The sequence below is a fragment of the Mycobacterium sp. OAS707 genome, from assembly GCF_014873705.1.
Taxonomy (GTDB): Bacteria; Actinomycetota; Actinomycetes; order Mycobacteriales; family Mycobacteriaceae; genus Mycobacterium.
Window position 1 is genome coordinate 324297 of the sequence record NZ_JADBDS010000001.1, and the last position, 21213, is coordinate 345509.

General features: G+C 64.6%; 18 protein-coding genes. 4 read left to right on the forward strand and 14 right to left on the reverse strand.

Annotation, left to right across the window (positions count from 1 at the left end; all coding sequences use genetic code 11):
- Nucleotides 1–27: 27 nt before the first annotated feature.
- Nucleotides 28–570 (reverse strand): bifunctional pyr operon transcriptional regulator/uracil phosphoribosyltransferase PyrR, encoded by a 543-nt coding sequence (gene pyrR, locus GGC64_RS01545; protein WP_370581933.1) that lies wholly within the window; start codon nt 568–570, stop codon nt 28–30.
- 163 nt (nt 571–733) lie between these two features.
- Entirely contained in the window at nt 734–4747 is a 4014-nt protein-coding gene (locus tag GGC64_RS01550; protein WP_192720696.1) for a beta-propeller fold lactonase family protein, read from the reverse strand.
- A 25-nt stretch (nt 4748–4772) separates the two neighbouring features.
- Here GGC64_RS01550 and GGC64_RS01555 point away from each other — a divergent pair, with 25 nt between their 5' ends.
- Nucleotides 4773–5372, forward strand: a complete 600-nt coding sequence (locus tag GGC64_RS01555) for a hypothetical protein (protein ID WP_192720697.1) — start codon at nt 4773–4775, stop codon at nt 5370–5372.
- A gap of 93 nt (nt 5373–5465) precedes the next feature.
- On the opposite strand, the gene GGC64_RS01560 is transcribed toward GGC64_RS01555, so the two are convergent.
- Entirely contained in the window at nt 5466–8198 is a 2733-nt protein-coding gene (locus GGC64_RS01560; RefSeq protein WP_192720698.1) for an Ig-like domain-containing protein, read from the reverse strand.
- Between GGC64_RS01560 and GGC64_RS01565 the strand changes: the two genes are divergently transcribed.
- The 3 genes from GGC64_RS01565 to GGC64_RS01575 all read left to right on the forward strand — a co-directional run bounded on the left by GGC64_RS01565 (nt 8158) and on the right by GGC64_RS01575 (nt 11303).
- On the forward strand, nt 8158–8772 hold the full coding sequence (locus GGC64_RS01565) for a hypothetical protein (protein WP_192720699.1): 615 nt from the start codon (nt 8158–8160) through the stop codon (nt 8770–8772). The genes GGC64_RS01560 and GGC64_RS01565 overlap by 41 nt on opposite strands.
- Before the next feature lie 131 nt (nt 8773–8903).
- Nucleotides 8904–10109, forward strand: a complete 1206-nt coding sequence (locus tag GGC64_RS01570) for a serine hydrolase (RefSeq protein ID WP_192720700.1) — start codon at nt 8904–8906, stop codon at nt 10107–10109.
- The gene (locus GGC64_RS01575; RefSeq protein WP_192720701.1) at nt 10110–11303 is read left to right on the forward strand and encodes an FAD-dependent monooxygenase; all 1194 of its coding nucleotides are present in this window, start codon (nt 10110–10112) and stop codon (nt 11301–11303) included. It begins immediately after the preceding gene.
- Nucleotides 11304–11323: 20 nt separating this feature from the next.
- Here the strand turns inward: GGC64_RS01575 and GGC64_RS01580 are convergent, their stop codons facing one another.
- The 11 genes from GGC64_RS01580 to efp all read right to left on the reverse strand — a co-directional run bounded on the left by GGC64_RS01580 (nt 11324) and on the right by efp (nt 21199).
- Nucleotides 11324–11539, reverse strand: coding sequence for a hypothetical protein (locus GGC64_RS01580; protein WP_192720702.1), 216 nt, complete (start codon nt 11537–11539; stop codon nt 11324–11326).
- Between the two features lie 77 nt (nt 11540–11616).
- The gene (locus GGC64_RS01585) at nt 11617–14304 is read right to left on the reverse strand and encodes a fumarate reductase/succinate dehydrogenase flavoprotein subunit (RefSeq protein ID WP_192720703.1); all 2688 of its coding nucleotides are present in this window, start codon (nt 14302–14304) and stop codon (nt 11617–11619) included.
- Nucleotides 14301–15047, reverse strand: a complete 747-nt coding sequence (locus tag GGC64_RS01590; protein WP_192720704.1) for an ABC transporter ATP-binding protein — start codon at nt 15045–15047, stop codon at nt 14301–14303. The genes GGC64_RS01585 and GGC64_RS01590 overlap by 4 nt, the downstream gene beginning before the upstream one ends.
- A complete protein-coding gene (locus GGC64_RS01595; protein ID WP_192720705.1) occupies nt 15044–15907 on the reverse strand; it encodes an ABC transporter permease in 864 nt (287 codons plus the stop codon). The genes GGC64_RS01590 and GGC64_RS01595 overlap by 4 nt, the downstream gene beginning before the upstream one ends.
- Nucleotides 15904–17334 carry an ABC transporter substrate-binding protein gene (locus GGC64_RS01600; RefSeq protein WP_192720706.1) on the reverse strand — a complete coding sequence of 477 codons (1431 nt, stop codon included), beginning with the start codon at nt 17332–17334 and terminating at the stop codon, nt 15904–15906. The genes GGC64_RS01595 and GGC64_RS01600 overlap by 4 nt, the downstream gene beginning before the upstream one ends.
- Before the next feature lie 11 nt (nt 17335–17345).
- A complete protein-coding gene (locus tag GGC64_RS01605) occupies nt 17346–17573 on the reverse strand; it encodes a ferredoxin family protein (RefSeq protein ID WP_192720707.1) in 228 nt (75 codons plus the stop codon).
- Nucleotides 17570–18310 (reverse strand): GntR family transcriptional regulator, encoded by a 741-nt coding sequence (locus GGC64_RS01610; RefSeq protein WP_370581936.1) that lies wholly within the window; start codon nt 18308–18310, stop codon nt 17570–17572. The genes GGC64_RS01605 and GGC64_RS01610 overlap by 4 nt, the downstream gene beginning before the upstream one ends.
- A 266-nt stretch (nt 18311–18576) precedes the next feature.
- The gene (locus GGC64_RS01615) at nt 18577–19464 is read right to left on the reverse strand and encodes a DUF559 domain-containing protein (RefSeq protein WP_192720708.1); all 888 of its coding nucleotides are present in this window, start codon (nt 19462–19464) and stop codon (nt 18577–18579) included.
- Nucleotides 19465–19621: 157 nt separating this feature from the next.
- Nucleotides 19622–20164, reverse strand: coding sequence for a hypothetical protein (locus GGC64_RS01620; RefSeq protein WP_192720709.1), 543 nt, complete (start codon nt 20162–20164; stop codon nt 19622–19624).
- Entirely contained in the window at nt 20164–20643 is a 480-nt protein-coding gene (gene nusB, locus GGC64_RS01625; RefSeq protein WP_192720710.1) for a transcription antitermination factor NusB, read from the reverse strand. The genes GGC64_RS01620 and nusB overlap by 1 nt, the downstream gene beginning before the upstream one ends.
- Nucleotides 20636–21199, reverse strand: coding sequence for an elongation factor P (efp, locus tag GGC64_RS01630; protein WP_192720711.1), 564 nt, complete (start codon nt 21197–21199; stop codon nt 20636–20638). Before efp ends, nusB begins: the two co-directional genes overlap by 8 nt.
- Between the last annotated feature and the right edge of the window lie 14 nt (nt 21200–21213).

The window sequence follows — 21213 nt, forward strand, 5'->3', positions numbered from 1 at the left end:
ATTGTGCTTTCTTCGCGCGAGCGCTCATCAACGGACCGGCCCTCCGTGTGGTGCGATCCAGATGCCGTCAACCTGATCGTCTTCGACGAGGCGGACCTTGACGTTCTCACTGCGCGAGGTGGGCACGTTCTTGCCGACGTAGTCGGCGCGCAGCGGCAACTCGCGGTGGCCGCGGTCGACAAGGACCGCGAGTTGCACGGCGCGGGGCCTGCCGATGTCGCGCAGCGCGTCCAGGGCCGAGCGGACCGATCGCCCCGTGTAGAGAACGTCGTCGACGAGAATCACCAGCGCGCCGTCGATGCCGCCCTCGGGAATGGAGGTGTCCTCGAGCGGACGCGGTGGTTTGAAGTCGAGGTCGTCGCGATAGAGCGTGATGTCCAGGCCGCCGTGCGGGACGGTGACGCCGGAGAATTCGTTGATCTTGTCGGCCAGCCGCGCGGCCAGCGTGACGCCCCTGGTCGGGATGCCGAGCAGGATGACGCGGGGAGCATCGGAGCCGTCGAGTGCGGTCTTTTCGATGATCTGATGGGCGATGCGGGAGATGGTTCGACCGACGTCCGCTGCGGACATCAACTCCCGGTCGGTGCCTGATGAGGCTGCGCTAGAGCCCAAGTGACCCTGACCTCCTTCTCCGCCTCTCTGGACGGATCGTTAAAGGACGTCGAACTTCCGCGAGAGCTTAACACCTCCCGTTCAGGTGGCGGCCAGCGACACCGGTGAACGTCTGCGGCGGCTAGAGGGAGGACGGTGCAGTGCCCACTGTGACGGAGTAAACCGTGCCATTGGCGTAGTCGGTCAAATACACGGTCCCGTCCGGACCGACGGTGAGCGACCCCGAGCTGGGTTTGACGAAGTACCCGAGCGCAGTGTTGCTTGCAGTATCGAAGACCTCGACAGTCGCGCCGTCCGCCAGCGTGACGTAAAGGCGGCTGTTGTCAGGGCTAACAGTGATGTCCTTCGCGCCGTATGCAACCGCGATCTGCCCGATTTGGGTGTTGTATGTCGGACTCGCCGGATCGGTGTCGATCACCGACACATACTTCGAATTCGAGCGGTACGAGAATTCGTCGGTGTTGACGATCGCGTAGGTCCGCCTGCCGTCGGGACTTGTTGCGACCGCCGTCGTATACGCCCACCCAGGTTCAGGAGTCGACACATCGATATAGCCAGGCCCGCTCAACGTGGTGGCATCGAACACGTTGACGAAGCGGTAGTCCCCCTCGGCCCCATAGAGTCGGGTGCCGTCGCCCGAGACGTCAATGTCGTTCAACGGGTACGTCCAGGTGGTGGTGGTCACGGTGTTCGTGTTCGTACCGATGATCGACACGCCGCTGAACTGGCCGGTGTCGGTGTAATACTCCCGCACCGCGTAGGCCCGGCTGCCGTCCGGGCTGATCGCAAGATCGGTAATACCCCCCGAACTGCCGTAGCAGGAACCGTTCTCACACAGGTCGGGAATGGTTATCGGAGCTACGACTTCGTTGCCGCTGGCGGTGTCGATCACGGACACCGTGTCGTAGTTGGCGACATACAGCCGTTGCCCATTGGGAGTGACCACGACGGTGGTCGCGCCTGCGCCGACCGGAATGGTCTTGATGACCTGCTTGGTGGTGGTGTCGATCACCGAAATGGTGTCGCTGCCCGTGTTGAGCACGTAGGCCCGATTACCGGCGACTGCAACACCGCTTGGGTTCGAGCCGACTGACACTGCCGTCGAAGTGACGGGTAGCGCGGAGGAGGCCGGAGCAGCAATGGAGAACGACCGAACGACACCGTCGGCGGCGTCGGTGGTGTAGACCCGACCGTACGGGTCGACCGCCAACAGATGCATCCCGGTTTCCGGCGCGGCGTCCATGGTCACGGTACGCACCACAGCGTTGGTCCCCGTATCGATAACCGAAATGGTGTCATTGCCATTGGCCACATAAAGAGTGCCGTCCGGACTCACTGCCACTCCCATCGGGTTGCTTCCGACACCCACGGTGGCGACCACGGTTTTACTGGCTGTGTCGATCACCGACACTGTGTTGCTGGCTTTGTTGGCCACATACACGTGGCTTCCGTCCCCGCTGACCGCCAGCACCATCGGGTTAATGCCTACCGGCACAGTGGCAACCACGGCTTTGGTAGCGGTGTCGATCACGGACACCGTATTGCTGGTCTTGTTGGCCACGTACACGCGAGTACCGTCACCGCTGACAGCCACGCCAGTCGGCGCACCGCCGACCGGGATAGTCGCGACGACACTTCTCGAACTGGTGTCGATCACAGAAACCGTGTTGCTACCGGAATTGGTGACGTACACCTGTGCAAGATTCGGGGTCTCGACGACCCCCCAAGGCTGAGAGCCCACCGGTATCCAGTTGTCGACGGTGTTGGTGTAGGTGTTGATGACCGAGACCGAATTGCTGTCCCGGTTGGTCACATACGCGTATGTGCCCTGATAGCTGGGACTCGCATTGATCGTCGCCACGGACGTCGGCGCTGCGCCGACCGGCAATGTCGCGACAATGGAATTCGTCGTCATGTCGATCACGGAAACGGTGCCGGCCCCCTGGTTCGCCACGAATGCATAGTTGCCGCGGAATGCAATGCCGAGCGCTCCACTTCCCACGGTCGTCGTGGTCGGACTGACAGTCACGTTCGCCGGCGAGATGGGCACCGTCACCGGTGTGGTGACGGTGGCTTTTCCGTCGCTGACCGCGACGGTGAATGTGTCGGTATCGGGGCCGGACGTTTGATTGGCAGCCAACCGGGCCGCCGCCGACGGCGTGTATGCATAGCTGCCGGTATACGGGTTCAGCACTACCGTCCCGTGGCTGGGCGCGCCAATTACCGTGTAGGTCAAGGCGTTCCCATCAGCATCAGTGGCATGGACCGATCCGGTAACCGCGCCGACCACCTGATCCTGAGCAAATATCGACGGTGACGCCACCGGTGGATGGTTCGTCGGGTCCGGCGGCGGAGGTGTCGCCGCCTTGGGCGACACGGGAACAGTCACAGTGACGTCTTTCGTGGCGTTGAGCGTATCGCTGACGCGCACCGTAAACGTGTCGGTGGTGTTGGGCCCTGCCTGCAGACGAGCCGCGTCCGTCGGCGTGTAGCTGTAGCTTCCGTTGGGGCTGATCGTCACAGTGCCCTTGGTGGGTTGAGTAATCACGTTATAACCCAACGCATCTCCGTCAGTATCGACGACTTGCAAGTCGCCGACGACAGTTCCCGTCGCCGAATCGGGCGTGCCGACCGTAGGCATTTGGGACGATTGCGGCGCAGTCTCCACCCGAGCGACATTGATGGTCCGCACCCAATCATCGACATAGTCGGTAACGTAAAGCTTGTCGCCGCTCACCGCGATAGCGTGCGCACCGCTTTCAGCCGGTGAATCTATCGGAACAGCCGGTCCCAGAATGGTATTGGTGCGAGTATCGATAACGGATACGGTGTCTTTGCCGTTGGCGACATAGACGAGACTGCCGTCTTTGGTCATCGCGATGCCCTCTGGCTGAGTCCCCACGGTGAGCGTCTTCACGAACACCGGCGTGTTGCCAGAGGTGTCGAGCACGGTAACCGTGCCGGAGTTGTAATTGGACACGTAAATTCGTTTGCCGTCTGGACTGACGACTACGCCGCGTGGCGAATCACCAACCGTCGCACTGCCGATCACCACGTTGTCCGAGGTGCGTATCACCGTCACCTTGTCTGTGTAGCGACTCAGCGCATAGACGCGGCTGTCGTCGGGGCTGACCGCGAGGCCGGATGGCTGCGATCCCACTGTGACCCTGGTGATCTCCGTATTGGTCGCGGTGTTGATCACGGACACAGTGCTGCTGCCGCCGTTGCTGACGTAGAGCCGGGTGCCGGTGCTGTTGATCGCCAACGCGGATGGACCGGACCCGACAGCGATCGAATCCACAGCCGTCGTCGAGGGCTTGGCGTCGACGAGCTTGTTGGTCGACGTATCGATAACCGCCACACCGGTTGTCATCGCGACATACGCGCGGTTCTGACTTGCCACTGGGCTGACGACAACCGCGGTCGGTGCGTACGGCACTTTGATTGTGGCCAGGACTGCGCCGGTCGACGTATTGATCACCGAAACCGTCTTGTCGTACTTGTTCGTCACATACGCGCGCGAACCGTCTGCGTTGAACGCCACGCCCGACGGGTCCCGACCTACATCTACCGGGGCACCCGTGGTGAGCTGCCCCGGACGCACGACAACCGTGATGGGCACGTCGGTAAAGGTCTGCCCGTCGGAAACCCGCACAGTGAAGGTGTCGGTGTCCAAACCGGTTGTCGTGGCGGCCTGCAGTCGAGCAGCTTGAGTAGGCGTGTACGTGTAGTTGCCTGCGCCCGACGCCACCAGAGTTCCGGCGGTGGGCTGCCCTGTCACGCTGTACGACAACGGATTACCGTCGGCGTCTGAGGCGTTCAACGCTACCTGAACCGCAGCGGTCGTGGGATCCGGCAACCCGACCACCGGAGCCGCCGTCGGCGCAGAGTTCACGGCTGTAGCGGTCGTCATCATCAGACTGGTCTGCGACGGATCTGACGCCGTGTTCGTGATTGCCTCGTCCTCGACCAAGCCCTGCTGGGTTTGGCGCCGGAACGCCGCCAGTCCGGCCAGCATCAGTGGGGAATCGCCCGGCGCGTCGGGAGCATCACCGTCCGCGGACGGAGCGAGCCCAACGGCAGTCAACGTCGCAGCCGGCAAAGGCGTCGTCGCAGCCGCGGGCGCCGACGTCACCTCGGGATCCGCAACGGTCGCGGTGTTGATCGGCGCCGGTGCGACATCGACCGACGCGCTCGTGGACGCGTTGTCTGTCGCCGGCGCAGCTTTGGGTTGCGACGTGGTGGCGGTGGCCGATTGGCCGCCAGAGCTGTCTGCACCAGACGGGGTGCTCACCACCGGGCGCTTCGGCTTCTTCGGCGCGGCCGCCGCAGCCGACCTCTCCGAACCCGACTTCTTGTCTTTGACCGCTGACTTCGTGGTCGACTTCTTACCGGCGGGGTTGCCGGTGTCCTTGGAAGTATCGCTGCCGGCGGAGCTACCGCTGCCGTTGCTGCTCGCTCCCGCGCCTTCGCCGGCCGGCGCCGACTGGGATGACTCGGTTGACGACGGCGCCTGCGTGTCTGCGCCCGAAGCCGAGCCCGTCGAAGAATCGGACGACGAATCCGTCGACGAACTGGTCGACCCGGAATCTGTCGGCCCTGCCCACGCCACCCCGGGCGTGGTCGCTACCGCAACCCCGACCCCCAGAGCCACTGCCAGGCCACCAACACGACCGACGTACTTTGCATGCCCCATCACGACCCCTCCCAGTCCGGACGCGAAGCAGCCACTGGTGCTGCAAGAACATCGTCAGCTGTGAGCGCCCGGTGGGATTAGGTAGTCGCATACTCGAATTTGCCGATCATCACCGTCACCGTCGTCGCGGGGACGCCGCCAGCGACACACCGGCGGGTTACAGCGGCGCGAGGTCATCGCGGTAGGTCAGCACCCACCAGTCGTGATACGTCACGTACGTGCCATCGCTCACACTGATCGTCACGATCTCGTCGGACAACACACCCTGGTCGGCGTTCAGGTACGGCACATAGACGTAATTGCCCGTCGCATTGTCGATCGTCAGTGTCCCGTACCACGGACCGTAGGCGGTGCCGTAGGTCAGTGGATCGTGGTCGGGATCGACGACGTTCATGTTGCCGGTTGTGCGACCCGTGTACGAGTCGAACGTGGTCGTCGTCGGCCCGTTCCACACCGGCATATCGGTCGGTCGGGGCTCCAGCGGCACTGTTACGGAGAAGTTCGTCGTCCCTCCTCGACCATCGCTGATGGTGACGTCGAAGCTGGTGGTATCCGACCCCGTTGTCTGCGCGGCCCGTTCGCGCGCCGCGTCAGTCGGCTGGTAGTAGAAGGTATAGGTGTAGGTCGTCGCGGGGCCCGATGACCCGTAGAGCGCCACCCCTCCGTCGGGTCCCCCGTAGGAGCTGTAGCTGACCTGATCCCCGTCGGGCTCCACCACGGTGAAGTTGCCCGACACCTTGCCCGTATACAGATCGACGGACATGGTGGGCTGACCTTGCAGCGCCGGGGGGTGATTGACCGGAGACAACGGCGACACCGTCACCGTGAACGGCACCGACGCGGTAGCTTGGCCATCACTGGCGACGATGGTGAAGCTGTCGGTGTCCTCCCCCGGCGTCTGATACGCGGCGTTTCGGGCCGCGACTGTGGGGGTGTAGGTGAATGACGTCAGGCTTCCGAGCTGACGGAGGGTGATTGTCCCCTTGGTGGGTCCGTTGATAACGGTGTATGTCAACGGGTTTCCGTCCGGATCCGTGAAGGTGACGCCGCCGGTGACTTGTCCGGTCCCCGAGTCCGGTGAGGACCAGAACGGGGTGCCGGTGATGACGGGCGCGCGGTTCGTCGACGACAGAACCGGCACGGTGACGCTGACATCCTTATAGGCGCCGAGAGAATCGCTGACGCGCACGGTGAACGTGTCGACGGTGCCCGGTGTTGCCGAGGCACGGGCCGCAGCCGTCGGCGTGTAAGAGTAGACGCCGCTCGGGGTCACCGTCACCGCACCTTTCGCAGGAACAGCGAACACGTTGTAGCTCAACGCATCCCCGTCGGTGTCGATCATCTTCAGGTCGCCCATGACCGTTCCGTTGGTGGGATCGGGCGTGCCGACCGTCGGCGAACCGTTTGCCTGCGGCGCTGTCTGCACCCTCGAGAGGTTTAGCACCCGCACGTAGTCATCGACATAATCGGTGACATAGAGCTTGTTGCCGCTCAACGCGATTGAGTGCGCTCCGCTCTCCGCGGGTGAATCGATCACAACCGGTGAGCCCACAACGGTGTTGGTGCGCGTGTCAATCACCGACACCGTGTCCTTGCCGTTGGCGACGTACACCAGCGCGCCGTCCTGAGTAATGGCGATGCCCTCCGGTTGGGTGCCGACAGTGATTGTCTTCACGAATACCGGTGTCGCGCCTGCCGTATTGAGAACCGTCACCGTGCCGGAGTTGTAGTTGGACACATAGATTCGCTGACCGTTCGGGCTGACCACGACGCCGCGCGGCGAATCACCGACCTTCGCGCTGCCGATCACCTTGTTGTCGACGGTGCTGATCACCGTCACCGAATCGCTGTAGCGACTCAGCGCATAGACGCGGCTGTCGTCGGGGCTGACCGCCAGGCCGGACGGCTGCGATCCCACCGTGACCCTGGTGATCTCCGTATTGGTCGCGGTGTTGACCACCGACACAGTGCTGCTACCGCCATTGCTGACGTAGAGCCGAGTGCCGGTGCTGTTGATCGCCAACGCCGACGGACTAGCCCCGACAGCGATCGAATCCACCGCCGACGTCGAGGGCTTGGCGTCGACCAGCTTGTTGGTCGACGTATCGATAACCGCCACACCGGTTGTCATCGCCACATACGCGCGGTTCTGAGTTGCCACTGGGCTGACGACAACCGCCGTCGGTGCATACGGCACCTTTATCGTGGCCACCACCGCGCCGCTCGCCGTATTGACCACCGAAACCGTCTTGTCGTACTTGTTCGTCACATACGCGCGCGAACCGTCGGCGCTGAACGCCACGCCCGACGGGTCCCGATCCACGTCCACTGGTGCACCTGCGGCAAGCTGGGCGGGCCGCACCACAACCGTGATGGGTACATCGGTGTATGCCTGCCCGTCAGAGACCCGCACCGTGAAGGTGTCAGTATCCAAACCCGACGTCGACGCCGCCTGCAGGCGCTGGGTCACAGACGGCGTGTAGGTGAAACTGCCGGCCCCGGTGACCGCCACCGCGGCACCCACCGACTGGTTTTGGACCGTATACGTCAACGGATTGCCTTCAGCGTCAACAGCATTCAACGAGCCGGTTACCGTGCCGTTGACTGTCTCGGGCAGGCCGACCGTAGGCGACGCCACCGGTGCAGAATTCGCCGTGATCGTTTGAGCCATCATCAGACTCGACTGAGACGGATCAGATGCCGTCTGCGCCAGCGGTTGGTCTTCAACCATGTCTTGCTGGGTCTGCCGCCGGAACGCCGCCAAGCCCGCGAGCAGCAGCGGTGAATCCCTGGGCGCCGCTGGAGCATCGCCATCGGCTGACGGTGTCAATCCGACCGCTGACAACATCGTGGACGACAACGGCGTCACCTCAGGCTTCGGTGCCGTCACCTGGTCCTGCACCGGCGCGGTGTTCAGCGAAGATGTCTTCGTCGCGACATCGACCGATACGCTCGTCGACGCAGGATCCGCCACCGCGCCCGTCTTGGGTTGCGATGAGGTGGTGGTGTCGGCGTCGTGGTTGCTATCGGTGGCGTCGCGGCCCGACGCGATGCTCGCCGGCCGCCGCTTCGGCTTCTTCGGCGCAGTCGTTGCGCTCGACTTGTCCGAACCTGACTTCTTGTCCTTCGGCGTGGCGTTGGTGGTCGACTTGCCACCGCTGGTCTCTCCGGACTTCTTGGTGTCAGCGGCGCCACCGCCACTCTCGCCGCTGGCGCCGGCGCCCTGGTCGCCGGACGGGGACGCGGACGAGGGCGTCGAGGAATCGGCTGCCGACGACGACGAGGAGGATGTATCCGTTGACGGACTCGTCGACCCGGAATCTGTCGGCCCTGCCCACGCCACCCCGGGCGTGGTCGCTACCGCAACACCGACCCCCAAGGCCACTGCCAAGCCACCCACTCGACCGACGTACGTTGCGTACCCCATCACGACCCCTCCCGGTACGGACGCGAAAGGCAGCTAGCGCTGCAAGAACATCGTCAGCTGTGAGGACGCTGTGGGATTAGGTAGTCCCGTACTCGTTTTTGGGGCAATCGACAAAGCCCTACTCACCGCCCGGCGAGGATCCGACTGCAGCTGGGTACGCTGGCGCCGATGAAGCTCGACACCAATCAGGCGTCCATCCGCGAGGCCATCGATGCCGGCCTGCTGGCCGGGGCGGTCACCCTCGTGTGGCGCGCCGGGGAGGTGCTGCAGGTCAACGAGCTCGGCCACCGCGACGTCCATGCCAACCTGCCCATGCAGCGCGACACGATTTTCCGTATCGCGTCGATGACCAAACCGGTCACCGTCGCCGCGGCCATGACCTTGGTCGACGAGGGCAAGCTCGCACTGACCGACCCCGTCGCGAAATGGCTGCCGGAGTTGTCGGACATGCGGGTGCTCGCCTCCCCGGGCGGTCCGCTCGACAAGACGGTGCCTGCGCGCCGGCCGATCACCGTCGACGACCTGATGACCCACCGCAGCGGGCTGGCGTACTTCTTCTCGGTGACCGGTCCGCTGGCCAAGGCGTACTCCCGCATTTCGCCGCGGCAGGGCCCCGACCGCTGGCTGGCCGAGGTTGCGGCACTGCCGCTGCAGCACCAACCCGGCGACCGCCTGACCTACAGCAACGCGACGGACGTGCTGGGGATCCTGCTCGAGCGCATGGAAGCCAAGTCGCTTCAGGATGTGCTCACCGAGCGGGTACTGGGTCCGCTGAACATGGCGGACACCGGATTCTTCGTCGACTCCCGCAACCGCGGTCGTACCGCGACGATGTACAAGCTCGAGGACGACGACACCCTCAGCCATGACGCGATGGGACCGCCGCCGATCACGCCGCCGCCGTTCTGTATGGGCGGTGCAAATCTGTTCTCCACCGCCGACGACTATCTGAAATTCGTCCGAATGCTGTTGGCGGGCGGCGAGGTCGACGGTGTGCGCGTGCTGTCGGAGCCGTCCGTGCAATTGATGCGCACCGACCGACTGACCGACGAGCAGAAGCAACATCCGTTTCTGGGCATGCCGTTCTGGATCGGTCGCGGTTTCGGCTTGAACCTTTCGGTGGTGACCGACCCGACCCGATCCCGGCAACTGTTCGGCCCAGGGGGTCTTGGCACCTTCAGTTGGCCGGGTGCATACGGCACGTGGTGGCAAGCGGATCCAAGCGAGGACCTCATCTTGATCTACCTGATCCAGAATCTGCCGAACTTCGGCGCAGACGCGGCGGCCGCTGTCGCGGGCAACACCGCATTGCTGAAACTTCAATCCACCCAACCGAAGTTCGTCCGACGCACCTACCAGGCGCTCGAAATCTAGATGCCGACGGTACTGATCAGCGGTGCCGGGATCGCGGCGCCCGCACTTGCCTTCTGGCTTAACAAGAGTGGTTATCAGGTCACGATCGTCGAACTCGCCGACGGCATTCGCCCCGGCGGACAGACCGTCGACTTGCGCGGGGCGGGCGGCGATGTGGTCGAGCGCATGGGGCTCATCGAGCAGATGCGTCAGCGGTCGCTAGACCAGCGTGGTGTCGCGTGGATCAAGGCCGACGGCAGCAGGCGCGCCGAGATGCCGGTCACCGCGTTCAACGGCAACGGGCTGGTTTCCAAGCTCGAGATCTTGCGCGGCGATCTGGTCGACGTGCTGTATCAGGCGACCACGGAGCAGACCGACTACCGCTTCGGCACCCGCATCGAGGAACTCAGCCAGAGCGAGGATGCGGTCAAGGCGACGTTGAGCGACGGATCGACGTTTTCTGCCGACCTGGTCGTCGGTTGCGACGGGCCACATTCGGCAGTGCGGCGCTTGGCTTTCGGGCCCGAAGAGCTGTTCGTCAAACCAATGGGCGGGTACAACGCATGGTTCACCGCACCGGACACGGTCGGACTCGACGGCTGGTATCTGATGTACCAGGCCCCCGGACTCAACGCGTCGATGCGGCCGTCGCATGATCCCGCGCTGTGCAAGGCCGGTTTGGCTTTTCGCTCGGAACCGATCGCCTATGACCGACGCAACGCCGACGAGCAACGGGCGTTGCTCACAACGCATTTCGCGGGCGCCGGGTGGCAGTGCGACGCGCTGTTGTCGGCGGCGCAGACAGCCGACGACTTCTACTTCGACGCTTTCGTCCAGGTCCACATGCCGACGATCTCGCAGGGGCGGGTGACGCTGGTCGGTGACGCCGGATACTGCGCCTCACCGCTGAGCGGTATGGGCACCAGCTTGGCCTTGGTCGGCGCGTACGTGCTTGCGGGCGAACTCGGGCCTGCCGGATCTCTTGATGCTCAACGTATCCAAGCGGCGCTGCGGCGATACGAGGCGGTGATGCGACCGTACATCAGTCGCTGTCAGGACCTGCCCAACGGCGTCGACGGATATCTACCGAAGTCGGCCAGCGACATCGCCGTCACCGCGCAGGTGATGAAGTGGATGCAGCGCCGGCCGTTTCGCTCCTTCGCCGAGAAGAAGTGGTTCACCACCGCGGACGCCATCGACCTGCCGGACTACTGAATCCCAGGGCCGCCACCTGCTCAGCACGAGTGTTCACATGGCATCCGTGCCTGCTCAGCGGCACTGAGCTTGGCCTCTGCAATGCGGTAGACCCCGTCCAGCGCGGCCTCGTCGACACCGACATATTCGCTGACTACTTCTGGCGCGACACCTGCGTCGCGCAATCGCAGCGCAAGCGAGTACGGCAGCGGAAGCTTGCGCAGTGCCCTCTCGTGCGAGGTGAGTTCATCGGCCACCTCATCAGCCTGCCCCCGTATCGGGCCGACCAGGTGAGTAGCGGCCTACTCGATTTCTCCAACACTCGTCCACTCGATCAGCTGAGTCGAACCGCCAACGCTTTGCGGGCATACGCTCGGACGTCGGCGTCGCCATCCTCCAGTGCCAACCCCAACGCCTCACGGGCCGCGGGTTCGTCGTCGGCCCACCGCGTCAAGGTCAGCACCGCCGCCTTGCGGACGTCGAGGTGCTGATCGGTAAGCGCAGTTGTCAGTATGGGGACTGCGACGGTCGGCGCCGCCCCTGCAAGCGCCCTTGCGGCACCTTCGCGTACCTGCCACGCCGGCTCAGTGAGCGCCCGCTGCACCTCGGCCAGATCGTCGGCACCACATCCGACGGCGCCGAGCGCCGCCAGCGCCGCAGCCCGCACCAGGGGGTCGCGGTCACCGACCAAACGGCGTACCGCCTCGACCCCCGCGCGCAGCGTCGCCAAGCCGTTGGCCGCTGCGATTCTGACCTCGCGATTGTCATCGGCCGCCGCGGCTGCTACGCCGTCGACGTCGTCGACGGACACCAGCGCCCGCACGGCTTCGATGCGTACCCGATGATCGGCATCTCCCGACGCCAGCCGATATTGTGCACCGTCGCCGACCCGGCGCGCGCTGAGAAGGTACACCGCCACTGCGCGGACGAGAGGATCTACCGAACCCAGCTGTCCGGCAACATTTTCCGGCGCTGGCACGACTTCGACGAGTTCGCGAACGCTTTCGGCAGCTGCCCGGCGCACCTCGCCGTCGTCGTCACCCAGCGCATCCAACAGCGGCCCTGCGTACCCATCGGGCAGATTCTCCACCAGGGTGGCCACCGCGGTTCGTCGCACGCCCGGATCGGGGTCGGTGAGAAAGTCGGTCAGCTCAGCGACCGTCGGTGATTCCAGCGTCAGCACTTCGGCGATGCGCGGCGACGGCGGCTGCATCGGCCCGGCTTGCGGCACGCGCGACGACGAGGTGGCCGGTGCCCGCCCGCCGGCCAACACAGGTTGGTCGATATGCGTCACCGGCCGCTCGGAGGGCAGGTGCTCAAACTCTGGAACCGGCACGAAATACGGTGCGACGGGCCGCTTCAGGAACTCCATCGCGCCGTCGGGTGTCTTGCGCAGGTTCAGGTGGTAGCGCCACTCTTCGTCGTCGCGATCGGGCAGGTCGGCGCGATCGTGGTACAAACCCCATCGCGACTCGGTGCGCGTCAACGATGAGCGGGCGGCCATTTCTGCGCAGTCGCGGATGAACGACACTTCGACCGCACGCATCAGCTCATGCGGTGTAGTGGCGCCCATCTCGGCGATTTCATCGTGCATCCGCTCGAAGCTCTGCACCGCGATCGACAGCTTCGTCGCTGTCTTCGGCGGAGCCACGTAGTCGTTGACGAACCGACGCAGCTTGTATTCCACCTGCGGCTGCGGTGGACCATCGGGCTGCCGCAGCGGCCGATAGACGAGCTCGTGCGCCTCCTTTAGCTGGTCCTGCGGAAGTTCCTGCGGCGCAACGACGTCTGCGATTGTCGAAGCCGCATGCTCGCCGGCCAGATCGCCGTAAACGAACGCGCCGATCATGTAGTTGTGCGGCACGCACGCCAGATCACCTGCCGCGTACAACCCTGGCACGGTGGTGCGCGCATGTTCGTCCACCCAGACCCCGGACGCGGAATGCCCACTGCACAAACCGATCTCGGAGATATGCATCTCGATGTCATGTGTGCGGTAGTCATGACCGCGATTGGCGTGGAACGTCCCACGAGTCGGACGTTCGGTGGTGTGCAGGATGTTCTCCAAAGCCGTCAACGTCTCATCGGGAAGATGCGACACCTTGAGGTAGATCGGGCCGCGGGCAGACTCGATCTCGCGTTTCACCTCCGACATCATCTGACCTGACCAGTAGTCGGAGTCGACGAACCGCTCCCCCAATGCATTGACCTGATAGCCGCCGAACGGGTTGGCGACATAGGCACATGCGGGCCCGTTGTAGTCCTTGATCAGGGGGTTGACCTGAAAGCACTCGATGCCCGACAACTCTGCGCCTGCGTGATACGCCATCGAATAGCCGTCGCCCGCGTTGGTCGGGTTTTCATACGTGCCGTAGAGGTATCCGGAAGCCGGCAACCCCAGTCGTCCGCACGCACCGGTGGCCAGGATCACGGCCTTCGCTGCGACGGCGACGAATTCGCCTGTGCGCGAATTCAGTGCGGCCGCGCCGACGGCGCGGTTGTTGTCGGTCAGCACACGCACCGGCATCAGCCGATTCTCGATCGTGATCTTCTCCCGCATCGACCGCTGCCGCAGCACTCGATACAGGGCCTTTTTGACGTCCTTGCCCTCGGGCATCGGCAGCACGTAGGACCCGGATCGATGCACCCGGCGTACCGCGTACTCGCCGTGTTCGTCCTTCTCGAACTTGACGCCGTAACGCTCCAGCCGTTGCACCATGGCGAACCCGCGCGTCGCGGTCTGGTAGATGGTGCGCTGGTTGACGATTCCGTCGTTGGCCCTGGTGATCTCGGCGACGTAGTCCTCGGGGCTGGCCTTGCCGGGGATGACGGCGTTGTTCACCCCGTCCATGCCCATCGCCAATGCGCCCGAGTGGCGCACATGGGCTTTCTCGAGCAGCATTACCCGGGCCCCGTGCTCGGCGGCGGTCAACGCCGCCATGGTGCCCGCCGTGCCGCCGCCGATCACAAGCACGTCGCAGTCGAGCCGACTCGTCTCGGCCAGTTCAGGTATTTGCATCATGAATGACCAAGAGCTGTGATGATTTCGGTGCGCAGCGCCTGGCGGCCCGTCTGTTCAGTGCGCGGCTCAGGGACGTCGATGAGGGCGCGCAGTGGCTGCCCGACGCGACCGAGAACAGCGACACGGTCGCCGAGGATCAGCGCTTCGTCGACGTCGTGGGTGACGAACACGATCGTGGTCGGGTGGGCGCGCCAGGTCTCGATGAGCAGTCGTTGCATGGCGCCCCTGGTCTGGGTGTCCAGCGCGGCGAACGGTTCATCCATCATCACCGCGCGCGGCGCCCCGGCGAGCCCGCGAGCGAGTTGGACGCGCTGACGCATGCCGCCCGACAAACTCTTCGGCAGATAATCGGCGAACCCGGTCAACCCCACCTCGTCGATCCACTGTTCGGCCCGCCGGCGTCGCCCGGCGCGTGGCTGGCCTCGCAACTGCAGTGCCAGTTCGATGTTGGAACGCACTGTGCGCCATGGCAACAACGCACTGTCCTGGAACACCATCCCACGGTCCCGCGAAGTGCTCGTGACCTCGTGCCCGTCGGCCAGCACCTGGCCGGAATCCGGCCGCAGCAGCCCGGCCAGCGCGCGAAGCACCGTCGACTTGCCGCAGCCGGACGGTCCGGTCAGCACCAGAATCTCGCCAGGCTGCACCGTCAGGCTCAGCCCGTCGACAACCGGCGCCCCTGTGTAGGACAGCCGGACGTCGTCGAGTTCCAGCCGCATGCCCTGTGCCACAGCGGTCGTCATCGCAGGTTCTCCTCAGCGCGGGGCAGCCAGCGCGTAGCCCGCCTGCCGATCAGTTCGACGGCCGCAGCGGTGCCGAAGCCGAGCACGCCGATCGTGATGATGCCGACGAAGACGTCGGGATAGTTGAGCACCGTGTAGGCCTGCCAGGTGCGGTAGCCCACACCCAGCCGCCCCGAGATCATCTCGGCGGACACCACACAGATCCACGCGACCCCCATGCCGACCGACAGGCCGCCGAACAGGCCGGGCAGGATGCCGGGCAACACGACGCGTCGCAACACATCCCAGCTGTTGCCACCGAAGGTGCGGACCGAGTCCTCCCAGATCGTCGGCAACGCGCGCACGGCGTGCCGGGTGCTGACCATGATCGGGAAGTAGGCCGCGAGGAACGTGATGAACACGATCCCGGCCTCGTCGGTCGGAAACAGCAGGATCGCCACCGGGACGATCGCGATCGCCGGGATGGGCCGCGCCAATTCCGTCAGCGGCCCGAACACGTCGGAGAACACCGCAGACCTGCCGAGCAGAATTCCGGTGACGACACCGATGACCGCGGCCAGCGCGAAACCGGTCAGGATCCGGATCAGCGACTGTCCGAGATCAAGCCAATATGGCTGTGTGCCAAGCCGTTTGACGAATGCGGAGGCGATCTGGGTGACCGTCGGCAGCGTGTCGAATCGCAACCAGAGCCGGATGTGGTTGGCGGTGAGCAACTGCCACAGGCCGATCGCCGCGATGACTGATGCCAGGCGGACCAGCCGACGGCGCCACTGCGAAATAGGCCGCGGCCGTCGGATGGCCGGACGCGCGGTTACCGGCGAGTCGAGAACACCGGAGACGACAGCATCCGCGGTGGTCATACGGCGCCGGCCAATGCTTGCTGGTAGTCCACCGCGGCGGTTCCGGGATGGGCTGCAACGTACCTCTGGGCTCCCGCGGGGGTGCCGAACGGAAGGTAGTTCTGACCGTCACGAACCCACGCCGCCTTGTCGGCGAACCACCGCGTGCCCAGTTCCGTGTCGGGAACGTAGGCTGCGCGCACCTTCGAGCCCTTCGCGGTGGCGTCGCGAACCGCCTTCAGCAGGCAGGTGGGGTTGGCCGCCGACTGCGTCGCGGAAGCTCCGTCGAGCCACAGTTCACTGGCTTGGCCCGGATTGTTGACCGGTGCGTTGCAGATCAGATCGGTGCCGCCCAACACCGACGGGTTGGCGGTGGCGGCGACGGCCTTGCCGTAGTCCTGGTTGCGTGTCGCGAAAGCGGCCTTCAATGGAGCATCCTGGACGAAGCCTGCGACGTCGAGGTCGGCGAAGTCGCCGATCGACTTCAGGTAGGGCACATCGCCTTTCAACGCGTCGATAAGAGACGGCTTGAGTGTCGTGTCGAATGAGGTACCACCGGGCCCGTTGTATAGGTAGACGACCTCCTGGGGCAGTCCGCTGCCGTCGGCGACGATCTTGGCGGCCTCCAGCGGTTTGGTGTTGAGAAAGTCGGTGGCGTCTAGCTGCGCCTGCAGGAAGGCGTCGAGCACTTCCGGATGCTCGGTGGCGTACGCCCGTCGCACGACGACACCGTGCAGGGTCGGATAGTTCAGCTCGGCGCCGTCGTACAGCAGCTTCGCCTTGCCCTGGAACACCAGCAGGCCCGGCCACGCAACGAATTGCGAAAGCGCTTGGACCTGACCCGATTCCAGCGCCGATGCACCGACCTGGGGCTGCTGATTGAGCACTTCGACCCCCGTCTTGGGATCGACGCCGGCGTTGGACAGCGCCCGCACCAGCGTGCCGTGGCCTGCCGAGCCAACGCTGGCCGACACCTTCTGACCGGTCAGGTCGGTCAGCTTCTGCGCAGGCGAATTAGGCGCCACCACAACCATGTTCAGCGCACCCTTGGGGTTGTACCCCGTCACCGAGACGATCTCCGTGCGGGCGCGTTCGTTGCCCTGGGTCTTGGACCCGTTGATCAGCATCGGGTAGTCGCCCATCGAGCCGATATCGATCTTCTCGGCGACCATCTGCGCGGTGATGGGTGCGCCGGTGTCGTAGTCCTGCCAGGTGACGTTGTACTTGGTGCCGGTGCGGGTGGTGATGTCGGCCAGCCGTCGTTCCAGATAACCCTGCGCGCGCAGCAAGGTGCCCGCGGTGACGGTGTTGATGGTCTTCGACTGGTAGCCGATGACGACATTGACGACATTGCCGGACGATTGGTTGGAAGAGTCGAGCGAGCAGCCGGTCGCAGCCAGCATGAGGGCGGTGGCCAGGGCGGCGACTCGGATCAGGCGCTTCTTCATGTGTGGGGTCCTCAACGGATCAGATAGGGCATGTTGACGGTGACGGCTCCGGTGGGACAGCGGGCTGCGCAGGGCCCGCAGTACCAACATTCGTCGACATGCATGTAGGCCTTGCCGTTGCCGGGATTGATCGCCAGCGAGTCGAGCGGACAGATATCGACGCACAGCGTGCAGCCCTCGATACACAGGGACTCGTCGATCGTCACCGGAACATCGGCGCGTTGGTTCACCAGCGTCATGATTCACTCCTGATCAGGCTGCCGCGCATGGTGATTCGGTCACCACGCATCCGGATGTATTCGAGGTCGACGGGCCTTCCGTCGTCGAGGCTGGTGAGGCGTTCTAACATCAGCAGCGCCGCGCCATCGGGCACTTGCAGCGTGGCCGCGGAATGCGGATCGGCCGAAACCGCCTCCAGCGCAAGCGTTGCCGATCCGAGCCGTTGACCGCTGACCTGCTCGATGAGTGCGAACACGTCGTTGGTCTCCAGCGAGTGCGCGAGCACCTTGGCGCCGATATCGGGTGCGAGATACGTCAGATCGAGGGACAGTGGTAGGTCCCCGAGATAGCGCAACCTCTCGATGAAGACCACCTGTGCACCGGGCTCGAGTTGCAGTCGGCGCGCGACCGCAGGGGGCGCGGCCAGATGCAGGACGGCCCGCACTTCGTTGCGCACCTCGCCGTAGTCCTTGAAGGTTTCCTTCAGGCCCACCAGCGCGTCGAGACCGTGGTCGTACTTGCGGACCGCAACGTGCGTGCCGACTTTTCGACCACGGTCGATCAGGCCCTCGTTCTTGAGTACGGCCAGCGCCTCACGAACGGTGTTGCGTGAGGCGAAGAACTCCGCGGCCAGGTCCTGCTCGCTGGGCAGCCCGTCGCCGTAGGCGCCCGTGTGGATCTGATGCCGCAGCACGTCAGCGACCTGACGGGCTCGATCCGCGCGGGGCCGCCGGATCGGCGTCGGCTCAGCTGACACGAGGTGAACGCTAGGAGCCGCGAATGGCCGTCGCAGCCCCGTGAAATCTACGCCGGCGCAGGTTAACTGATTTCGCCACTGGCCATCGGCGACTACCAGGCAAAAGGACGGCGTCGAGGCGCCATTGCGCCAGTCGGTGCGAACGAAGAATTTACAATCGCGCTGAGCCGAACTGTCCCCCGCAACTACCTTCAACCACCTCAACTACCGCGAGCGTGCGCGTCTGCACGTCGACACGCCGCATTTTGTGTGCACTCCGCGCACGCTCACGCCGCCCGAGCGTGACGCAACTGCCCGGCAATCAACCCGACGAACTCCCATGGCCGGTTACGGACGTCCTCGAAAACAATCGAGATGACTGTCCATCCGACCGCTTCCAAGGCCGTCCGCCGGCGACGGTCCCGCTTCATGGCGTCGGGATTGCTGTGCCATTCCTCGCTGTCGTACTCGACGGCGATCCGGCATTGCGGCCACGCGAAGTCGACGCGCCTGCGCTCGCGGTTGCCGTCGATGATCTCGTATTGCAGTTTCGGGATAGGCAGGCCACCGTCGATCATGGCCAGCCGCGCTTCACTTTCCATCGGCGACTCCGCAAGTGGATCAGCGAGCGGAATGAGCTCGCGCACCGCGACGATGCCACGCCGCCGGGACTGCTCAACGGCGGCGCGCCACAGCTCGGCCCGATTACACGTTTCGCTGCGCAGCGCGGCATCCAGAGTTGCCAGCGCCCGCGGCCGACGCTGCGCGCGGGCAACCTCGACGGCCGTCCATGGAGCAGATGTGACCGGTCGTCCGTCGACCGACACGAGAGGAGCGCCGTCGCGGCGATGCACCACCAGGCCGTCAGCGCTGCGCAGTTGACCGCCGGGCGGATTCAGCACATGCAGATCGACGGTGCCCTCGGTGTCGAAGCCGTAGATCGCGGCGGCAGTACCAAGGCAGACCGGTACGGAGCTGCCGCTCGACAGGTCGAGGCCACGAAGCCTGAGTTCGGCCGTCGGCTCGCCGAGGCAATAGATTCCTTGCCACATCCTTTCCAGGACACCGCAATTGACCGCAGCCTCGAAGCGGCGCCTTGTCATGCGGGCCAGGATCTGGCCGGTAGTGGCGACGCCGCCTTGACTTTCGAAGAGCTCCGCTAGTTCGGGATTCATGGCCAGGATCATCGAAGCCCGCCGACAACCGCGGTAGGGCCCGCCGGTCATCTGTGGATGAATGTGCGGCTGTGCACAATCGGCGGTCGCGAGCGTGCGCGAAATGTACACAAAAGTCGGCGTGTCGATGTGCAGACACGCACGCTCGGTGCAGTTATTACTGCATGCAGCGGGACAGCACGCGGCCGAACTGCAGAAGCCGTTGCATCTGGGCCAGCCCGCCATTGTCGACCGACTTGTAATACCTGAAAGATTCGCAGTAGATGTCGCTTTCGGTGGCCGACTTCTGCCGCGATCGTGTGACGAGTTGGGTGTACATTCGCAGCCGCACCTCGGACAACCGCCGGGTGTCGTCGCCGAGCACCTCGTACTCCGCGGTCAGCACGTGGTCGGTGATCGTCGACAGCAGGATGGTTCGTACCGAGGCGTTCAGCACCCGTCGTTCACGGTCGTCCACCGTCGACAACTCGTCGTCGGCGCGCCACATGATCAGCCGCTGACCGTCGGTGAGGATCACTTCTTGCCACAACGCCTCGCCCCACGCCTCGTCGGTTGACCCGCGCGACATGATGAACGACTTGATCGCGGAAAGGTCTATCACCGAACGGATTTGGTCCAGCGCCAGCTCGGGATCACGCAGGTACACCCGGGCAGCCTCCTCCACACTGGAATACGGAGCCCAATCCTGCGGTACGCCCATCAGCTGCCCTCGCTAGTCCCCCGCATCGCTGCCGACGCCGCCCGAATCTGCGGCGTCACCAGCATCACTTGACCCAGTACACCGTTGACGAAACCCGGTGAGTCGTCGGTGGACAACTGCTTGGCCAGCTCGACGGCCTCGTCCACGGCGACCGGCTCGGGAACATCGTCGGCGTGCAGCAGCTCCCACACCGCCACCCGCAGGATCGCCCTGTCGACAGCAGGCAACCTCTCCAACGTCCAGCCCTGCAGATGCGCCGAGATGAGATCGTCGACGTGCGCGGCGTTTTCGGTGTAGCCGCGCGCCACCGTCACCGTGTACGCGTTCAGGGGCGATACGTCGGATTCCCTTTCCGCCAAGGAGTTTCGCGCTTCTGCTACCTCGGCGGGGGTGAGTCCTCGCGCCTCGGCCTCGAACAGCAGGTCGACGGCGCGTTTGCGGGCTTGATGCCTGCCTCGATCCCCCTTGCGGTCAGGCATTCACCCGACCCAGGTAGCTGCCGTCGCGGGAGTCGATCTTCAGCTTGTCGCCGGTGTTGATGAACAGCGGCACCTGGATTTCGGCACCGGTTTCGACGGTGGCCGGCTTGGTGCCTGCGCTCGACCGATCGCCCTGCAGCCCCGGCTCGGTGTGCGTGACCTCAAGTTCGACGGTCACCGGCAGCTCCAGATATAGCGGCGCGCCATCATGGAACGCGATCTGCACCGGCATGCTCTCGAGCAGATACTTGGCGGCCTCGCCGACCAGCGACTCGGGCAGGTGGTGCTGCTCGTAGTCCTGCGAGTCCATGAACACGAAGTCGGAGCCGTCGCGGTACAGGTAGGTGTGGTCGCGCCGGTCGACCGTCGCGGTCTCGACCTTGACGCCCGCGTTGTAGGTCTTGTCGACGACCTTGCCGGACAAAACGTTCTTCAGCTTGGTACGCACGAACGCCGGCCCCTTGCCCGGCTTGACGTGCTGGAACTCGGTGATCTGCCACAGCTGGCCGTCGATCTGCAGGACGAGCCCGTTCTTGAAGTCAGCGGTCGTTGCCACTTTCGGTTGTTCTC

Coding starts and splice junctions, on each gene's coding strand:
- pyrR (WP_370581933.1), bottom strand. CDS start 570: ATGTCCGCAGCGGACGTCGGTCGAACCATCTCCCGCATCGCCCATCAG.
- GGC64_RS01570 (WP_192720700.1), top strand. CDS start 8,904: ATGAAGCTCGACACCAATCAGGCGTCCATCCGCGAGGCCATCGATGCC.
- GGC64_RS01575 (WP_192720701.1), top strand. CDS start 10,110: ATGCCGACGGTACTGATCAGCGGTGCCGGGATCGCGGCGCCCGCACTT.
- GGC64_RS01585 (WP_192720703.1), bottom strand. CDS start 14,304: ATGATGCAAATACCTGAACTGGCCGAGACGAGTCGGCTCGACTGCGAC.
- GGC64_RS01590 (WP_192720704.1), bottom strand. CDS start 15,047: ATGACGACCGCTGTGGCACAGGGCATGCGGCTGGAACTCGACGACGTC.
- GGC64_RS01595 (WP_192720705.1), bottom strand. CDS start 15,907: ATGACCACCGCGGATGCTGTCGTCTCCGGTGTTCTCGACTCGCCGGTA.
- GGC64_RS01600 (WP_192720706.1), bottom strand. CDS start 17,334: ATGAAGAAGCGCCTGATCCGAGTCGCCGCCCTGGCCACCGCCCTCATG.
- GGC64_RS01605 (WP_192720707.1), bottom strand. CDS start 17,573: ATGACGCTGGTGAACCAACGCGCCGATGTTCCGGTGACGATCGACGAG.
- GGC64_RS01615 (WP_192720708.1), bottom strand. CDS start 19,464: ATGAATCCCGAACTAGCGGAGCTCTTCGAAAGTCAAGGCGGCGTCGCC.
- GGC64_RS01620 (WP_192720709.1), bottom strand. CDS start 20,164: ATGGGCGTACCGCAGGATTGGGCTCCGTATTCCAGTGTGGAGGAGGCT.
- nusB (WP_192720710.1), bottom strand. CDS start 20,643: ATGCCTGACCGCAAGGGGGATCGAGGCAGGCATCAAGCCCGCAAACGC.